This window comes from Halostagnicola alkaliphila (assembly GCF_055379965.1).
The window spans coordinates 1,505,859-1,521,707 of sequence record NZ_AP043826.1 but is presented as its reverse complement, the minus strand read 5'-3'; the positions used below and the strand labels follow the sequence as shown (position 1 = coordinate 1,521,707).

Annotated in this window: 14 protein-coding genes and 1 pseudogene; 5 read left to right on the top strand and 10 right to left on the bottom strand. The window is 61.0% G+C overall.

From position 1 onward, the window contains the following. Positions 1-8 precede the first annotated feature (8 nt). From ACZ5C7_RS12660 to ACZ5C7_RS12645, 4 genes are all read right to left on the bottom strand, one after another. The gene (locus ACZ5C7_RS12660; RefSeq protein ID WP_464376664.1) at positions 9-2,729 is read right to left on the bottom strand and encodes a TRAP transporter permease; all 2,721 of its coding nucleotides are present in this window, start codon (positions 2,727-2,729) and stop codon (positions 9-11) included. Then, positions 2,726-3,355, bottom strand: coding sequence for a DUF1850 domain-containing protein (locus ACZ5C7_RS12655; protein WP_464376663.1), 630 nt, complete (start codon positions 3,353-3,355; stop codon positions 2,726-2,728). The genes ACZ5C7_RS12660 and ACZ5C7_RS12655 overlap by 4 nt, the downstream gene beginning before the upstream one ends. 112 nt (positions 3,356-3,467) lie before the next feature. Then, complete coding sequence (locus tag ACZ5C7_RS12650) at positions 3,468-4,487, bottom strand: TAXI family TRAP transporter solute-binding subunit (RefSeq protein ID WP_464376662.1); 1,020 nt, start codon at positions 4,485-4,487, stop codon at positions 3,468-3,470. Between the two features lie 162 nt (positions 4,488-4,649). Then, the gene (locus tag ACZ5C7_RS12645) at positions 4,650-6,353 is read right to left on the bottom strand and encodes a M14 family zinc carboxypeptidase (RefSeq protein WP_464376661.1); all 1,704 of its coding nucleotides are present in this window, start codon (positions 6,351-6,353) and stop codon (positions 4,650-4,652) included. Positions 6,354-6,638: 285 nt separating this feature from the next. Here ACZ5C7_RS12645 and ACZ5C7_RS12640 point away from each other — a divergent pair, with 285 nt between their 5' ends. From ACZ5C7_RS12640 to aglJ, 3 genes are all read left to right on the top strand, one after another. Next, the gene (locus ACZ5C7_RS12640; RefSeq protein ID WP_464376660.1) at positions 6,639-7,841 is read left to right on the top strand and encodes an MFS transporter; all 1,203 of its coding nucleotides are present in this window, start codon (positions 6,639-6,641) and stop codon (positions 7,839-7,841) included. A 108-nt stretch (positions 7,842-7,949) separates the two neighbouring features. After that, the gene (aglM, locus tag ACZ5C7_RS12635; protein WP_464376659.1) at positions 7,950-9,239 is read left to right on the top strand and encodes a UDP-glucose 6-dehydrogenase AglM; all 1,290 of its coding nucleotides are present in this window, start codon (positions 7,950-7,952) and stop codon (positions 9,237-9,239) included. 163 nt (positions 9,240-9,402) lie between these two features. Next, complete coding sequence (aglJ, locus tag ACZ5C7_RS12630) at positions 9,403-10,407, top strand: S-layer glycoprotein N-glycosyltransferase AglJ (RefSeq protein ID WP_464376658.1); 1,005 nt, start codon at positions 9,403-9,405, stop codon at positions 10,405-10,407. Between the two features lie 99 nt (positions 10,408-10,506). Here the strand turns inward: aglJ and ACZ5C7_RS12625 are convergent, their stop codons facing one another. Continuing rightward, positions 10,507-10,836, bottom strand: a complete 330-nt coding sequence (locus ACZ5C7_RS12625) for a DUF5789 family protein (protein ID WP_464376657.1) — start codon at positions 10,834-10,836, stop codon at positions 10,507-10,509. 155 nt (positions 10,837-10,991) lie between these two features. Between ACZ5C7_RS12625 and ACZ5C7_RS12620 the strand changes: the two genes are divergently transcribed. Continuing rightward, positions 10,992-11,201 (top strand): ribbon-helix-helix domain-containing protein, encoded by a 210-nt coding sequence (locus ACZ5C7_RS12620; protein WP_464376656.1) that lies wholly within the window; start codon positions 10,992-10,994, stop codon positions 11,199-11,201. Between the two features lie 108 nt (positions 11,202-11,309). Here the strand turns inward: ACZ5C7_RS12620 and ACZ5C7_RS12615 are convergent, their stop codons facing one another. Both ACZ5C7_RS12615 and ACZ5C7_RS12610 read right to left on the bottom strand, forming a co-directional pair. Continuing rightward, entirely contained in the window at positions 11,310-11,747 is a 438-nt protein-coding gene (locus ACZ5C7_RS12615) for a hypothetical protein (protein ID WP_464376655.1), read from the bottom strand. 138 nt (positions 11,748-11,885) lie between these two features. Continuing rightward, positions 11,886-12,569 (bottom strand): annotated as a pseudogene (locus ACZ5C7_RS12610) (hypothetical protein). Between the two features lie 149 nt (positions 12,570-12,718). On the opposite strand from ACZ5C7_RS12610, the gene ACZ5C7_RS12605 reads away from it, so the two are divergent. Then, positions 12,719-13,414, top strand: coding sequence for a VOC family protein (locus tag ACZ5C7_RS12605; RefSeq protein WP_464378444.1), 696 nt, complete (start codon positions 12,719-12,721; stop codon positions 13,412-13,414). An 81-nt stretch (positions 13,415-13,495) separates the two neighbouring features. Here the strand turns inward: ACZ5C7_RS12605 and ACZ5C7_RS12600 are convergent, their stop codons facing one another. The 3 genes from ACZ5C7_RS12600 to ACZ5C7_RS12590 form a co-directional block, all read right to left on the bottom strand. Continuing rightward, the gene (locus ACZ5C7_RS12600; protein ID WP_464376654.1) at positions 13,496-14,482 is read right to left on the bottom strand and encodes a methyl-accepting chemotaxis protein; all 987 of its coding nucleotides are present in this window, start codon (positions 14,480-14,482) and stop codon (positions 13,496-13,498) included. A gap of 271 nt (positions 14,483-14,753) precedes the next feature. Continuing rightward, positions 14,754-15,047, bottom strand: a complete 294-nt coding sequence (locus ACZ5C7_RS12595; RefSeq protein WP_283834402.1) for a DUF5779 family protein — start codon at positions 15,045-15,047, stop codon at positions 14,754-14,756. Between the two features lie 259 nt (positions 15,048-15,306). After that, entirely contained in the window at positions 15,307-15,762 is a 456-nt protein-coding gene (locus ACZ5C7_RS12590; protein ID WP_464376653.1) for a ferritin-like domain-containing protein, read from the bottom strand. Between the last annotated feature and the right edge of the window lie 87 nt (positions 15,763-15,849).

Here is a 15,849-nt window from a genome sequence, read left to right as displayed (position 1 = left end):
AAACCGTATCAGTCGTCGGCTTCACCGGTTGCTGGTCCGGAGACACTCGAGTCGATTTCACCGGTCGTGCCCGAACGATTGCGAACGGAGAGCCCGACGAGTAGCCCCAGCCCGACCAGTCGAAGCGGGAAGGTGATCGCGAAGATTGTCAGCATCGACGGAATACCCGCCAGCCCCAGCAGGGCCTCGACGACCAGCAAGAGCAGTTCCGGGACCATCAGCAGAATCGACGCGATCGAATAGATCCCTCGAGCCGTCACGCCGACCGAGGAGTACTGGTACCCAATGATCGTCACGCCGAGCGCGTACACGCCGAGGAACATGCCGACCACGGGGATCACGACCTCCGGGACGAAATAGCCGACATCGAAAACGTCGGACCAGCCGATGACGCCCCAGCCCTCGCTCCCGTCGCGCAACAGGAGAATCCCCGGCGAGAAGACGAACGCGAACGGGACGAGTATTTTGTTCAGCGAGAGCAAGAACGCGGTCGTCGCAGTCTTGAACTCGTCGGCCTTGGCGACACCCGCACCCGCAAAGGCGGCGACGGCGACCGGCGGCGTCACGTCGGCCATCAGTCCGAAATAGAGGATGTAGAGGTGCGCGGCGAGAATTGCAATTCCAGTCCCCTGCTCGATCGGCGTCTCGAGCATCGCGATGAGGATAATGTACATGACCGTCGTCGGCATCCCCATGCCGAAGAGGATCGCCGCGAAGCCGGTGAGCAAGAGCAATACGAGCATCGAGTCGCCGCTCACAGAACTGATAAGTGCGGCGAGGTTCGGCCCGAGTCCGGAGACGCTGATAACGCCCGGAATAATGCCGGCCGCGGCGACGGCGATGACGACCGTCGTCGCCGTTCGAGCACCCGATTCCATCGATTTCAGGACGAACGCACCGAATCGATAGAGCGAATTGTTCGCGAGCGACGGCCGTCCGAGCGTTTGGGTACTGCGCTGGATCGTCGTCTCGACCGCATCGTCAAGTTCGAGGAGCGGGGCATCCATCCGGGGCTGGAACAACAAGACGACGACGCTGACGATAATCGCAATCGTGCCGAGATCTGCGGCCGCAGCGAACGCCGCAGCGGTCAGCGAGTAGGGCTCGCCGGCAGGTTCCACGCCGATAATCGCCAGTACCATATCGGCGATTCCGCCGCCGTAAATCGCGTGTGCGCCGAACTGGGCGACGAAGAGAAACGCGATCGTTCCGAACAGCGGGATCCGCGTCCGTTCGTTGTACGCGGCGACGACCGCGATGAGCGCTACGACGGTCACGATCGTGAACCACCCGGCGCGGTTGATCGAAAACCGCGCGATGACCAGGAAGTACAACAGGAGGACGAGCGGGAGCAGATAGAACCAGCCCATTCGGATATGCGAACGCGGATCGGGAAGCTGGTCCCGCGAGAGGCCGCCGATCCCGGCCCGCATCGCCTCGAAGTGGACCATCACCCACATTCCGAAGAAGAAGGCGATCGCGGGTAAGGTCGCTGCGACGATCACGTCGGGATACGGCGTTCCCGTAAACTCGACGATGAGGAAGGCGGCAGCGCCCATCACGGGCGGGAGCATCTGCCCGCCGGAGGAAGCCGACGACTCGACCGCACCGGAGAACTCCGGCGTGTACCCCGACCGTTTCATGAGCGGGATCGTAAACGCGCCCGTCGTCACTGTATTCGCGATCGACGAACCGGAGAGCATCCCCATGAAGCCACTCGAGACGGTGCTCGCCTTCGCCGGGCCTCCCTTCCTGGTTCCCGTCAGCGAGTACGCCAGATCGATGAACCACTTGCCAGCGCCGCTCATCTCGAGGAAGGCTCCGAACAGGATAAAGATGTAGATGAAGCGAACGCTGACGGTGACCGGCGTCGAGAAAACGCCCGCTTCGACGGTGTACCACAGGTTGTAGACGATCTCGCTCCACGTTTCGGGTCGAATCGATAGCGCGCCGATCACCGAATCGCGAGGGACGAAGTGGCCCCATCTGGCGTAGACGATGAAGGTCCCGACCAGCGACATCAACAGGACGCCGAGCGTTCGGCGGGTCGCTTCCAGCACCAACAGGAGCCCGAGGACGCCGAGCAAGAAGGCGTAGGACACCTCGTCGATCGGGATTCCCAGCGTCGCGATGGCGACGACGAACGGCTCGAGTATCGGATACACTTCGTGAAGCGGCCGCGCTGCCGAGAAGCGCTGAAACGCGATCGTCCGGATCTCGTCGAACTCCGTGACGATGTAGTAGGTCGGCAACACCGAGAGAGCGGCCAGGCAGATGTCGACCGGCGTGATCCGATTCAGTCCGGGATCGACGGCGGCCCACCGAACGCCGTCGCCGAGCCGTTCGACGATCCGCGTCGGGAGCGCATCCGTTCCGAACCGGTTTTGCATAGCCGGCTCGAGTCGGGCGACGCGTCTGGCGACGAATCCGTCACCCTGTGTCGTCGGGAACAACAAGAACGCGAGGACCAACGCGAAGGTCACGTGGATTGCGTTGACCTGCAGTTGCTGGAGGGAGAAAACGTGGTACTCGCCGATCAGCGGGAGCGTGACGCCGAACTGGTAGCTCCGAGCCGCGAGCCACAGTTGAAACGCCGAGAACGCGATACCAATCAGGGCGACGACGACGACCGCAACACCCTGGAGGGTACGGCGCCGTTCGACCTCCTGAAGGATTTCCTCCTGTTCTTCGTCCGAAAGCGTCTCTGTTTCGTCGGAGTCTATGCTCATGATAGTTGGCTATGGAGTGAATGAGTCGGTACCGAGGGTCCGTTCGAGCCCCGTAACTCGACTCCGTGGCGCTCGATCGACGGATCCCAGTACGAATTGGACAGGTGCGGTTCGTGTGAATTATCGGTCGAAACGAAACGGTCACCGATGGTTCGGTCACGAAGAGAGCGGTCGGTGACCGTGAGGTGAACGGGGCCGTCGGATTTTTCGACCAGATCGTATCGATCGTCATCGATCACGAGTTCGTGTCCTGCGATCGACCCCGGAACGACCGAAAGCGTCTCGTACGATTCGTTCGAGCGGACGACGAATCCCTCCTCGGTCTGTTCGATAGCCGACCCCGACGGCAACCCGGCCCCGTGTGAGTGAAACACCATTCGATCCGCACGAAGCGCCGAATCGTCTACGACATAGATATCTTTCACCGGCGTCTTCTCGACGCTGTGGGTGTACGAGAGCGTGATTTCGTCATCGTCCTCGACGGGAACATAGAGGAGTTGCTCTCCGGTGTCGGCGTCCGTAACGACGAGACTACTCGAGGGTGTTGCGGAGACACCGAACGCTACCGCCGCGACGATAGTTGCGAGAACGACAACGACGGTGAACGATTGTTGAAGTCGATCCACGATTCAATACCCAGTACAGGTGCGTACCGGTTTGCATGCTGTTCAGTCGAGAACTGCTCAACTCGGTGCCGTGATAGTGTCAGCAGATATATCGGAACCTACCACGTCGTCCTCACTCGAAGTACGCCTCAGCTCCGAGGTGAAGGTCGATCGGCATCGCTTCCTGTGCCGACTCGACGTCGATAAAGTCCGACTTCTGGCCGATATCATCGGTATTGTCGAAGATTGCGGTCGTCACCGCCTCGACGATCCCTTCGTCTACCCCGTCGTGGGTGGCGATCATCGCCTGAACCGAAACCGTTTCGACGTCGTCGTCGACCCCGTCGTACGTTCCGCCGGGAACCGTATCGTCTGCGAACCACTCGGCATCGTCTTGGATGTCCTCGCGAAGGTCGTCCGAAAGTTCGATCAGCGAGATCTCTTCAGTCGTCGCGAGCTCTTCTACGGATCCGACCGGCCAGCCACCGACGACGAACGACGCGTCGACGTCGCCGTCCCGGATCTGATCGGCGGCCGTCTCGAAGTCCGCGTTCTGTTCGTCGAAGTCACCTTCGTCGATCCCGGCGGTCTCGAGAATCTGGAGGGCGTTGACCTGTGTTCCGCTCCCCAGATCTCCGGTGTTGACCGACGCACCCTCGAGATCGTCGATATTTTCGATACCTGAATCGGCCTGCGTAACGAGGTGGATCGTTTCCGGATATAGCGACGCGACGCCGCGAAGGTTCTCGACTTCCTCGCCCTCGAACTCGTCGATTCCGGTTCCCGTGGACGCGAAGTGAGCGATGTCGTTTTGAATCAACGCGAATTCGGCGTCCTCGCGACTCAAGCTACCGACGTTTTCCACGCTCGCCCCGGTCGATTGGACCTGCAGGCCGTGTGGCGTGTGCTCCTCGACGATCGTTTTGAAATCACCGGACAGCGGGTAGTAGGTCCCGCTCGTTCCTCCGGCATGCCACCCGAGGATTTCCCCGTCTGCGTCGGGATCGGCTTCACCGATATCCCCTTCGCCGTCATCGTCCCCATCGTTTTCTTCCTCGTCTTCGATGTCCTCGCCGATGCAGCCGGCAAACGCTCCGATGCCGACTGCACCGGTCGTTGCAATAACCGCCCGACGTCTGATACGCTGGACCATGGCATCGACGTACAACGAGAACACTTGATGGTTATTGGCTATCCAATATCTATAACCAACCGATACAGCGAAATAGAATGATCGTAATCGATACATTCTAGAACGATTGTAAGTCTCGAATTCGGAACCTATCTGATCCGTTACGGCGGACTCGAGCAGTCGTTATTGGGACCGGGCCTGCCCGACGAACGACGAGGGAACTGACTCACCCGACTCGTAGAACCGACCTCGAGCGCCCGCGCCCATTCGAATGCGCCGTTCTCCGTCGTCGATCCCGTCCGGATCGTCCGTGTGGTGCGTTCTCGCGACCGTGAAAGCCAGTTCCGCTTCGGTCTCGTGATTCCGAAGGTGGATCTCGTCATCGACAGCCGCCGAGAGTTCCTCGAGGAACGATTCTTCGACGGAGCAGGCGGTCTCGTCGGTGAGAATATCCCACTCCGACTGGGCCGGCCGAACCTCGAGCAGTTCCCAGTCGCTCATATCGTGACCCTGGACGGGCGAGTCGACTATCGTCGGAACGTTGTCGTCGGGATCGTAGAACCGGCTCCGGGCACCTAACCCCATTCGAACGGTGCGTGCACCACCGTCGTCGTGGGTCCGCGCGACGGCGTATGGACGAATTTCGTCGTTCACACTGTTTTGTACGAGGAGGGTACCGCCGACGCCGACGGGGAGTCGCTCGAGGAAGCGCTCGTCGACCGAACACGCGACGACGTCGTTGAGAATGTCCCAGTCGATCATGGCCGTGTTGATCTCAGCCGAGACCCAGTCGTCCATCGACGTGTCCTCGGGCGGCAGGTCGTCGTGATATCTGTCGCCGCGTTCGGGAAGTTCGTCGGCGAGCGACGGGTCGATTTCGAAGATCGACCCGTCGGCGGTTGACTCGATCAGCCGCTCGGCGATCGTCAGCTCGTTTCTGATGCGTCGTCCCAGGGAACTTTGGCCGATGTGGCCTCGCGTCTCGAGGAGGATCGAAGCCACGCCTTCGACGCCGTGGCTGTTTCGCGCGATGCCGAGGTCGTCCCCGCCCGGGAAACTGGTGACGGTCGAGTTTCCGAACCGGTTCGATTCGTCGAAAGCGGCCCAGCAGAGCTGTTTGCCCAGTCGCCTCGTTTCGTCGGGAACGTCTTCGTGTGTCGGCCAGAGTACCGAGTTTGTAACGAGATCGCCGTCATCGGTGATGTAGGAAAGTTGGTTGTGCATGTCGACGAACCAGAGCGGGTTGATTTCCTCGATCGCGTCGACGATGGCCTGAGCTTCCGGCACGGGGTTTTTCGGGTACTCGTCGGAACGGTGCTGGTACAGTTCGCTTTCGGTCCAGTCGAACCAGTGATAGCGGTTGACGTCCCACCCGATCCCCGCCTGGGAATACGCGGTGTAGACGCCTTCGTCCGGATCTCGGAACGGCGCGTCCTCGTCGACGTTGAACCGAGTGAAAACGTCCGGCTCGGAGCCGTCGGGGTTCGCCCGAACGATCGCGTGAACGGTGAGTTCCTCGAGCGGTTTGGTGAACGGGCCGCCGATGTTGCCGCCGCCGGCAGAGAGCCGCCGGAGCAATCTCAGCAGCGTTTCGGTCCCGGTCGGTTCGTGGCCGTGTTGTTGGCTACAGAACATCACGTCGGTATCGCCGTTTCCTACGGAGGCCATCGGGATGTCCCGACCCTGTTTCGAGGTTCCGATGGTCTCGAGCGAGAGCCATCCCTGACTGTTCTGCTCGATATCCTCGAGAGTGTCTATCAACTCCTCGTAGTCGTGGAAGGCTTCGAGAGACCGCTCCTGTTCGTCGGGAAGCCACGGGCCGCCGGGAGTCGCGTCATCATCGTTCGACGCTCCGCCGACCGGCGACGCGATCGAGCTAGCGGCCACTGTCGTGCCGATCCACGCGAGTGCAGTCCTCCTATGCATGGGTGACAAAACCACGCATACATAGATTAAAACAAGTCTATTTCTCTCGTTGTGATAAGATCGTTATCGGGAAGATTAGCCGGGAGGAACGCACATTTATCGACTGATAAGCGGAATAGAATTTTGGTCGCCGCTGGCGAGTAGCGGAGCGATCGGTCGGTTCCCAGCAGCCGATGACACACCAATTCACCGGAAACGGAAGCAATTTCATCAGCGGGAGACAAGGTCATACCGACTGAATTTCTGATGAGTCGCCTGGTCTCGATCCGTCGCGAACTGAACGGACTCTGGGCGGGAGGAACCGGCAAAACGTTGATCGCGATCGCGCTCGGCTGGGGACTGCTAAACGGAACTCGGATGATCTACCCGGTCTTGCTCCCGTACTTTAGCGAGGACTTCGGACTCACGCTCACGACTGCGGGGTTGCTCGTTACCATCATCTGGCTCTTCTACGCGATCGGGCAGGTTCCGGGCGGGGTCCTCGCTGACCGACTCGGCGAACGAAAAATACTGACGGCGAGCGTTTCGTTCGTCATCGTCGGCGTCGGGCTCGTCCTCGTCGCACCGACGGCGTTCACCCTCTTCGTTGCAACTGGACTGGTTGGACTCGGACTCTCACAGTACCCGATCGCCCGTATTACGGCGCTCTCAGAGCTCTACCCCGATCGCATCGGACGCGCACTCGGCGTCACCATGGCGTCGGGAGATATCGGGCAGACGATCCTTCCGCCCGTCGCCAGCGTGCTCGCGGTCGGAATCGCTTGGCAGCTCGGGCTCGGATTCGTCCTTCCGCTGCTCTGTCTCACCGCCGCAATCATCTGGGTGACGCTTCCGACGCACGACTCCGAAGAACGGGAAACCGACGACCTCTCGAGCGAGCACGTCAGTTACGTGTTCGGCGAACTCCGCGAGCCGAAATTCGTCATCATCGGGGTGATCCTGTTCCTGTTCATCTTCGTCTGGCAGACGTTCTCAGCGTTCTATCCCACGTACCTGGTCAGCGAAAAGGGGCTCTCGAATACGGCCGCAGGGACGCTCTTCGGACTGTTTTTCGCCGTCGGCGTCGTCGCCAAGCCGGCCGCAGGAATGGCTTACGATCGGATCGGGCTTCGAGGATCGCTCCCCATCGTTCTCGGCGGCTCGATCGTCGGGCTCGGCCTCCTCCCAGTCGTCGACGGCATCTGGCCGCTTATCGGCGTAACCGTTCTCATCAGTACGATGCTCGGTTCGGGTGCGATTACCCAGTCGTACCTCGCGGAAACGATTCCGCCGGGCATTCAGGGAACCGGATTGGGGCTCATCCGCTCGAGCGCCGCGATGCTGGGTGCGACGGGGCCGGTGCTCTTCGGACTCGTCGCCGAGCGCGGCTACTTCGACGAGGGATACGTGCTGTTGGCCGGTATCGTGGGCCTCGTCACGTTGCTCACGCTGTTGATGCCACGGGAGTGAAAAACCCGATACCGCGGAGACGTCGGACGGGACACGTTCGAACGAGTGAGCTGTTCGTTTTCCGGAGAACCCAAAACTGACTAACGTTATCCAGTCGTCTGCACACGCATGAAGATCTCCATCATCGGGAGCGGCTACGTCGGAACGACGATCGCCGCCTGCCTCGCGGACATCGGCCACGACGTGATCAACGTCGAAATCGACGAGGAGATCGTCGAGTCGATCAACGCCGGCAACGCGCCGATTCACGAGCCGGGCCTACAGGAACGAATCGCCGAACACGCCGGCTCGCGACTTCGAGCGACGACCGACTACGACGCGGTCTGCGAGACCGACGTAACGTTTCTCTGTCTGCCGACGCCACAGGCCGACGACGGTAGTCTGGACCTGGCGATCATGGAGGCCGCCTCGGAATCTCTCGGCGCAGCCCTCGCCGAGAAGTCCGAGAACCACCTCGTCGTCGTCAAGAGCACGGTCCTGCCGGGAACCACCGAGGAAGTCGTCGCCCCGACGGTCACGGAGGCCGCCGAAACGCAGGTCGGCGAGGGGATCGAGTTCGCCATGAACCCCGAGTTCCTTCGGATGAGCACTGCCGTCTCCGATTTCCTCGAGCCGGACAAGGTCGTGTTCGGCACGACCGCAGAGTCCGCGACGGAGGCGCTCCGCGACCTCTACGCGCCGGTCATCGAGCGCGAAGAAACCGATCTCGTCGAGACGGGCGTCCGAGAAGCGGAGTTGATCAAGTACGCGAACAACGCCTTCCTCGCGTCGAAAGTCTCGCTGGTCAACGAACTCGGCAACATCTCGAAGGAGTACGGCGCAGACGCCTACGAGGTCCTCGAGGCGGTCGGCCTCGACGACAGGATCTCCGAGCGGTTCATGCGCTCGGGACTGGGCTGGGGCGGGTCGTGTTTTCCGAAGGACGTCAACGCGCTTCGTGCGGGCGCACGCGAACAGGGCTACGAACCGGATCTGCTCGACGCCGTCGTCGCCGTCAACGACAAACAGCCCCGTCGACTCGTCGACGCGCTCGCCGAACACGTCTCCCTCCAAGAAGCGCAGATTGCCGTCCTCGGCCTAGCGTTCAAACCCGACACGGACGACATCCGCAAATCTCGAGCGCTCGACGTCATCGAGTACCTTCGCGACGAGGGCGCAACCGTAGTCGCGTACGACCCCGTCGCGATGGACAACGTCCGAGAACTGTACCCGGACCTCGAGTACGCTGAAACCGCCGAATTGGCGCTCGAAGGTGCCGACGGTGCGGTCCTCGCGACGGACTGGGACGGCTTCGACGACCTCTCGTTCGATGGGATGACACGGCGAATCGTCGTCGACGGCCGGCGGGTCGACGTCGACACGCACGGACTCGAAGTGTACGAAGGGCTGACTTGGTAGTCGTGTCTCTTCGCTCCTCACCACTGCGAACCGGGGGGTTCTACGACCCGAAGCGTGCGCCCGTCGTGTGCCCAATCGATCCACAGACGCCAGCGAACGTAGCGAGCGTCCGTTCAGCGATCGATCAGTACTCTTTTGCGCTCGCGGGGGAGATGTGGTTGCGATGGCAAACGATGGCGCTCACGTGGACCCGATCGCTCGTGGCGGAGAGGTGGTGGCCATGACCGAAGGGGCGCGTGAGATATCGCCCGAGGATGTCTGTATCCTCATCCCGACGCTCGAGGAGGCCGCAACTATCGGCGACGTGATCGAGGGCTTCCAGACGCACGGATACACGAACGTTCTCGTCGTCGACGGCGACTCCGACGACGACACGCGCGAAATCGCGAGCGAACGCGGCGCACGTGTCGTCGTGCAGTCGGGCTCGGGCAAGGGACAGGCCGTCCGCGAAGCGGTCGCGTACGTCGACGTCCCCTACGTCCTGATGCTCGATGGGGACGGGACTTACGATCCGTCGGACGCCGACCGAATGCTCGAGCCCCTGGCCTACGGCTACGAGCACGTGATCGGCAACCGGTTCGCGGATATGGACGACGATGCGATGAAGGCGCTGAACGGCTTTGGCAACCGCATGATAAACCGGTCGTTCCGGTTCATTCACGGGGCCGAGTACGACGACATCCTCTCGGGGTATCGAGCGTTCACGACGGATTCGTTCGAGCGGCTCTCGCTCGATTCTGACGGCTTTACGATCGAGACCGAACTCGCCGTCGAATGCGTTAAACATAACGTGAAAACGACGGTCGTTCCGGTCAGTTACAGCGCTCGACCGGAGGACTCCGAAACCAACTTACACCCGGTTCGTGACGGCGGAACGATCATCCTCGCGCTGTATTCGCTGGCGAAAACGAGCAATCCCCTGTTTTACTTCGGTAGTCTGGGCGTCGGCGGGATCACCTCCGGCGGCCTGCTTGCGATCTACGTCCTCACGCAGTGGATCTGGTATGGAGTCGGTCACGAAATCCTCGCGATGGTGTCTGCCGCCGGCATCTTGCTCGGCGTCCAGTTGCTGATGTTCGGCGTGCTCTCAGATATGATCGTCACGCTCCATCGCGAGCAGCGAAATCACTTGGAGCAAGTAACGCGCGAAGCGAATCGAGAAGACTGAGTCCACGAGTCGAAACCCGGACGACATCTGCAGATCTCGAAGGGAGTCACACGAGACGAGCGCCACGGTCGATTTCTCGAGTCCGTCCCGATCGATACGTCAAAACGGTAGTATCGACCGCATCTGCTGGACGACCCCGCCGGAGTGTTCCTGACGATAGGCTTCGAACTCCGGGTGCAAGGCGTTGAGCAGCTCTTGGCGCGATTCGAATCGAGCCTGCGTGACTTCTTCGAGAATAACCCCGAGTGCGACGTCGTTTCCGTGGACGTCGTAGGGGATCTGTTCGTGGCCGAGCGCAGCCGACACGTCGTCCTGTGTCGCCGGAAAATCGAGATCGGATTGCCGCAGCCGCGCATCGACGGCGGCGATGCCGAACTCAACGCTCTCCGGGTCGTTGTCGTCGTTGTTCGATGGTGGCCGGACTCCCATACACCCCTGTTCGGAGTTGGAGATAAAAATGGGTATGGATATCGGTGTGTCGCCCGTTTTCGATCGCGACGCCGTCACCTCCCGATATCGCGTCGAGAGTTGTTGTCGCTGATCGTGGCGACACGCCTTTGGGGCTTCCAGCGAACGATTGAGGTATGACCGACTACACGACGGTGTCCATTCCGAAAGAGCTCGCGGATCGGGTCGACGAAACGATCGAGGGGACGAGCTTTCAGAGCACGAGCGACCTCGTTCGCTTCCTGCTCCGGAGCATCGTCATCCAGCACCAACAGACCGGCGAGCTCACCGAAGCCGAGTTCGAAGAGATCACCGAACAGTTGAAAGGACTCGGCTACCTCGAGTAGCGCCTCCCGGATACGCTCGCAATCGGTCCGGAACGCACTTCTCGACCGTTCGAACCCGGTAATACGACAGCTCACGAGCCGCCGAGACAGCACGCCCTCCAAGCTGAGTTACCCGAGGAAATGACCGCCCGGGAGCGATTCAGCCGGCGGCTCCCCGTCGATGATCTCGAGGGGCAGCCGGTCGCCGCGGCGATTGAACGCGCCGAACGAATCGGTTTCGTCCGTCCACGGCGGCACGGCGATGAAAATGACCTGTGCGAGGTCGTCGCGTTTGGTCACCTCGAGTTCGTGAATCGGATGGGAGTTGAATCGGCCCTGTGACTGTCGAGCGGGCGTCGAGAGGTCGACGCCGAAAACGGCGTTGACCGAGTCGCCGATGTCGGGGAGCACGAAGTCGGTGAACACGGGTGTCTCGGGCGGTACCTCTCTGGCCCCCTGAAGCTCGCTAGCGGGTGTGACCGAGACCCCGGTCGTCACGTCGTCGGGGTCGGCGTCGCTGGCGAGATCCAGCAGGATGTCGACCAGACCGCGCGTGATGTAGACCACGCAAACGCCTACGGCCGGGTGCTAATTAGCTGTATCCCCCACACGAATTGGTTCTCGAGCCGCGGGTTTCGGCGAACGACGGCACTGGGTGGGGTAACACCGAAAATCGAAGACACGCGGCGGCCGAATACGGTCTCCTCACACGGGAAGCATCTCCCGAATCATTCCGCCGTAGAGCCACGGAATCCGTCGACGCGAGCCAGAGAGTGCGTCCGCGAGTGCGGAGTCGGCGTTCTCGAGCACGCCCGGACCGTGGCCGACGAGCACCCGACTCGGATCGAACTACTCGAGTTGACGCCGCGGCGGCACCGCTCGAAGCATCGGGTGAACGCCGAGTCGTTCACCGCGGGCGAGAAAGTACCCGGACGCGCCGACGGATTCGGGAACGACGAGCGTCCCGTCAGTCGGATCGAACAGCCCGACCTCCTGCCAGAATCGGCTGTTCCGGATCACGTGGGCTTCGATCCCGGTATCCGCGAGTTCGGCACCGAATCGAACGATGGGGGCGTCGACGTCTTCGGCGACTCCCTCGAACCAGTCGGGCAGATAGACCTCGGCGTCGTGGCGGTTCGCGATAGTCGCCGCGTCGCGCTTGTGACGGTCGAGCAGGACGACGACGCCCGTCACCGGTCCCAGCTCGGCGAGCAACTCGTCGAGTCCCTCGGCATCGACGGGGTCGATCATCCAGACCTCGCCGTTCCTTTCGAGGGCGTGGCTCGCCCGTTGCATCCGTTCGTCGGGGTGAGCGATCCAGCTCACGCCGCCGTCGAATCGGTCGGTCGCCTCGAGACTGGACCCGGACTCGTCGACGCGAAACGTCATACTCGTCGTACGGGCGGCTCGGTGATAAATCGGTGAGATATCTCTCTCGACGGGACGAGAGTGGTCGAACCGATCCGGTTCGATCGGATGACTCGCTCGTCTCGAGCACGGGCGACGCTTCTATGCGGCTGCCGAAAGTAGAACGAGTCATGTTGACCAGCCTCGCCTGGCTCGGACTCGAGGTAAAATATCTCTCCCCCGCCCGACGGTTCTACGAGGAGACGCTCTCGATGACGGTCCGGTCGGAGCGGGAGAACGAACTCGTCGTCGAGGCCGGCGAGACCGACCTCCTGCTCCGTCGACCGACGGGCGTTCCGCGGGGCGGTCTCCACACCCACTACGCGTTCTCGATTCCGGCCGAGACGTACGACGACTGGTGGGATCGACTCGAGTCCGACTACGACCTCGAGGAGGTCCAGTTCGGGTCGGCGAAGTCGCTGTACCTCTACGACCCGGACGGCAACTGCGTCGAACTCGGACAGTCCGACGTCGACGGGCCGGGAATCGACGGGATCTTCGAGGTCGTTCTCGAGGTCGAATCGCTCGAACGCGCGCAAGCGCTGTACGCCGATTTAGGGTTCGAAACGGTCGACCGCGGGGACGAGCGAACGCGGGTTCGAATGGACGGACCGATGGCGCTCGAGTTATGGGAACCGCAACTGGGAATCGCCGACGCTCGCGGCGGCGTCCACGTCGATCTGGGATTCGAGACGGCCGATCCCGAAGCCGCGATTGGGGCGATTTCCGACCGCGTTTGTCGGCTCGAGTCGGACGAAACCGAGGACGGTAACAGGACGGTCGTCCGGGACCCCGACGGCCATCATCTGTCGTTCGTCTCTCGATAGGTGTACAGACGCCGAGAAGCGGACGACGTATCCCCCGATAGAACGGAGTAGGCTACTCGGCCAAAAACGGATTGCGGAAAGTCAACGCTGCGGGCTGGCGTTCGGCGAAAAGTCGTCGACGACGTGTTCGAACGTTCGGTTGATCTCTTCGATCTCCTCGGTCTGGTTTTGCACTTCGTCGGCGATCTCTCGAGTCTCCTCCGCGATGGTTTCGGCACTTTCGACGGTTCGGTCGGCCATGCTTGCAACCTCTTCCGTGCTGGCTGCCTGTTGGTCGGTCGCGTCCGCAACCTGGGCGATTCCTTCCGAAACCTCGTCGACGGTTTCGTGAATCTCGTCGAGAATATCGATTGCCTGATCGACTGTCTCGATTCCGTCCTCGATACGGTCGTTGTTTGCACCCAGATTTTCGACGGCCGTGCCCGTGTTCTCCTGAACGTCCTCGATCATCCCCTCGATTTCGGTCGCACGAGTTTGTGAGTCCTCAGCGAGTGATTTCACCTCCGAGGCGACGACGCCGAACCGGTCGCCGTTCCCGTCGGCTCCGGCGGCCTCGATGGAGGCGTTGATCGCCAGGATATTCGTTTGATCGGCGATGTCGTTGATGACTTCGACCACTTTATCGATCTCCTCGGCGCTTCGCTGAATCGCCTTGACATCCTGGGAGACGACATCTGCGGCCTCCTGGATCTCTTCCATCGCAGTCACGAGATCGGTGGCCGACTCCTGGCCCGTTTCGGCGAGATCCTGGGCTTTCTCGCTCGCGGCCGCGACTTCTTCGGACGACGAGGCGATTTCCTCGACGGACGCGGACAAATTGGACGCTTCGTTTGCGACCTCCATGTTCGCGTCGTACTGTGCTGTCGCCTCGTCGTGGATCTCCTCGAGTCGATCACCGATTTCGACCGTACTTTCGGTCAGTGCCTCAATCGAGGCCTCCATCCCCGTAGCAGCCTCGAGGTCGGTATCCGAACTGATATCCGTTTCAGCAACCGTATCGATGTCAGTTTCAAGGTCTTTGGTAATATCACCTGCTTCATCATCACCCTCGTGCGTATCAAACGACATTCAAATATAAAGACCGTTCCAAATCATAAATATATTCTGGCAAACTAATCAAATGAAGTGATGTGTCCCCAACAGCTTCACATTCTGCGATATCACACCATCAATAGCACTTGTTGGAAACTATATTAGAATAAGAGGGAGATGTACTACCGAGCCATAGCGTTCCCTGTTTGACTCGAAACACCCCGATAACGATCACGGGTGCGACCGATATCGGTGTCGAGTACCAACGCTCGCGGTACTGCCGGCTCGAAGATCGTTCTCGCTCTCCCTATCCGAGGCGGCTCGTATCCACGTCGATTCCGGGAGGCGTCACGATCAGGAATCCGCGGAAGTGAACCAGATTCCCGCCGGATTCTTTGACATCTCGCGCGAAGCCGGAAGCCAGTTCGTTGATGTCGCCCTCACCGCGAAGCACTAATACGTTGCCGTTGGCAACGCCCTCGAGCCACGTGTTCGGATCGGTACTACCGTCGAGAACCCCGAGGACGATACTCCCCTCGAGCTCGAACTCTTCGTCGATGTGGTCCTCGACTGCCATCAGGTCGAGATCGAAATCGCTCATGTGCGCTGGGTCGAAGCGCGACGAGAAAAACGTTCCCCACGTACCGCGGCTATCGCGACCGGCCATCACTCGTTTCCGGCCGAGCGGTATCGGTCTCGAATCGCGCCCATACGGTCGGTTATCGTCTCTTACCGGCTACAATCGCCCGGTACAGCAACCACTGGTTACCGGCTACAATCGCCCGGTACAGCAACCACTGGTTGCCGGCTACAATCGACCCGGTCCGGCGATCATCGGTTACCGGGTACAACCGGCCGTATCAGTCCATCGGAAACTCCTTTTTGAATCCGCGGAACTCTGAGTGGTGTGCTTCCTCGTCGGTCAAAATCGTGACGGCGACATCTTCCGTTACCGGATCGTTCGCTTCTTCGGCGGCCTCGAGCAACGACCGGTACGTCTCGATCGCGTCGTCTTCGGCCTCGAGCACGCCGTCGATAACCGATTGGACGTCCGTCGTATCCGCCGGCGGCTGGAGCGAGGACTGGTGGGGCTCGAACTGCTCGGAACCCGGCGGCGACTGATCGAGCTGTTTCAGCCGCTGTCCGAGGAGCCGAGCGTGCTCGAGTTCTTCGTCGACGTCCTCCTCGAGGCTCGTCTTGACTTCCTCGGCGTGAACGCCGTCGAGTACGATGGCGTTGGTCAAGTAATTCATCACCGTCTCGAGTTCGTCGAGGTACGCTTCCGTGAGCAGGGTTGTAACGTCGTCTGATGACATTGCGCCGGGGCCTACCACGAGGGGGATTAAAGAACTACCAGCAGGATTTCGGGGGCCCACCCAAAGAGGCTTTTCTCGCGTCGTGGA

What these genes read in the sequence shown, in the direction of transcription:
- ACZ5C7_RS12660 (WP_464376664.1), bottom strand. Translation starts at nt 2,729, where the DNA reads ATGAGCATAGACTCCGACGAAACAGAGACGCTTTCGGACGAAGAACAG.
- ACZ5C7_RS12650 (WP_464376662.1), bottom strand. Translation starts at nt 4,487, where the DNA reads ATGGTCCAGCGTATCAGACGTCGGGCGGTTATTGCAACGACCGGTGCA.
- ACZ5C7_RS12640 (WP_464376660.1), top strand. Translation starts at nt 6,639, where the DNA reads ATGAGTCGCCTGGTCTCGATCCGTCGCGAACTGAACGGACTCTGGGCG.
- aglM (WP_464376659.1), top strand. Translation starts at nt 7,950, where the DNA reads ATGAAGATCTCCATCATCGGGAGCGGCTACGTCGGAACGACGATCGCC.
- aglJ (WP_464376658.1), top strand. Translation starts at nt 9,403, where the DNA reads ATGGCAAACGATGGCGCTCACGTGGACCCGATCGCTCGTGGCGGAGAG.
- ACZ5C7_RS12625 (WP_464376657.1), bottom strand. Translation starts at nt 10,836, where the DNA reads ATGGGAGTCCGGCCACCATCGAACAACGACGACAACGACCCGGAGAGC.
- ACZ5C7_RS12620 (WP_464376656.1), top strand. Translation starts at nt 10,992, where the DNA reads ATGACCGACTACACGACGGTGTCCATTCCGAAAGAGCTCGCGGATCGG.
- ACZ5C7_RS12605 (WP_464378444.1), top strand. Translation starts at nt 12,719, where the DNA reads ATGTTGACCAGCCTCGCCTGGCTCGGACTCGAGGTAAAATATCTCTCC.
- ACZ5C7_RS12600 (WP_464376654.1), bottom strand. Translation starts at nt 14,482, where the DNA reads ATGTCGTTTGATACGCACGAGGGTGATGATGAAGCAGGTGATATTACC.
- ACZ5C7_RS12595 (WP_283834402.1), bottom strand. Translation starts at nt 15,047, where the DNA reads ATGAGCGATTTCGATCTCGACCTGATGGCAGTCGAGGACCACATCGAC.
- ACZ5C7_RS12590 (WP_464376653.1), bottom strand. Translation starts at nt 15,762, where the DNA reads ATGTCATCAGACGACGTTACAACCCTGCTCACGGAAGCGTACCTCGAC.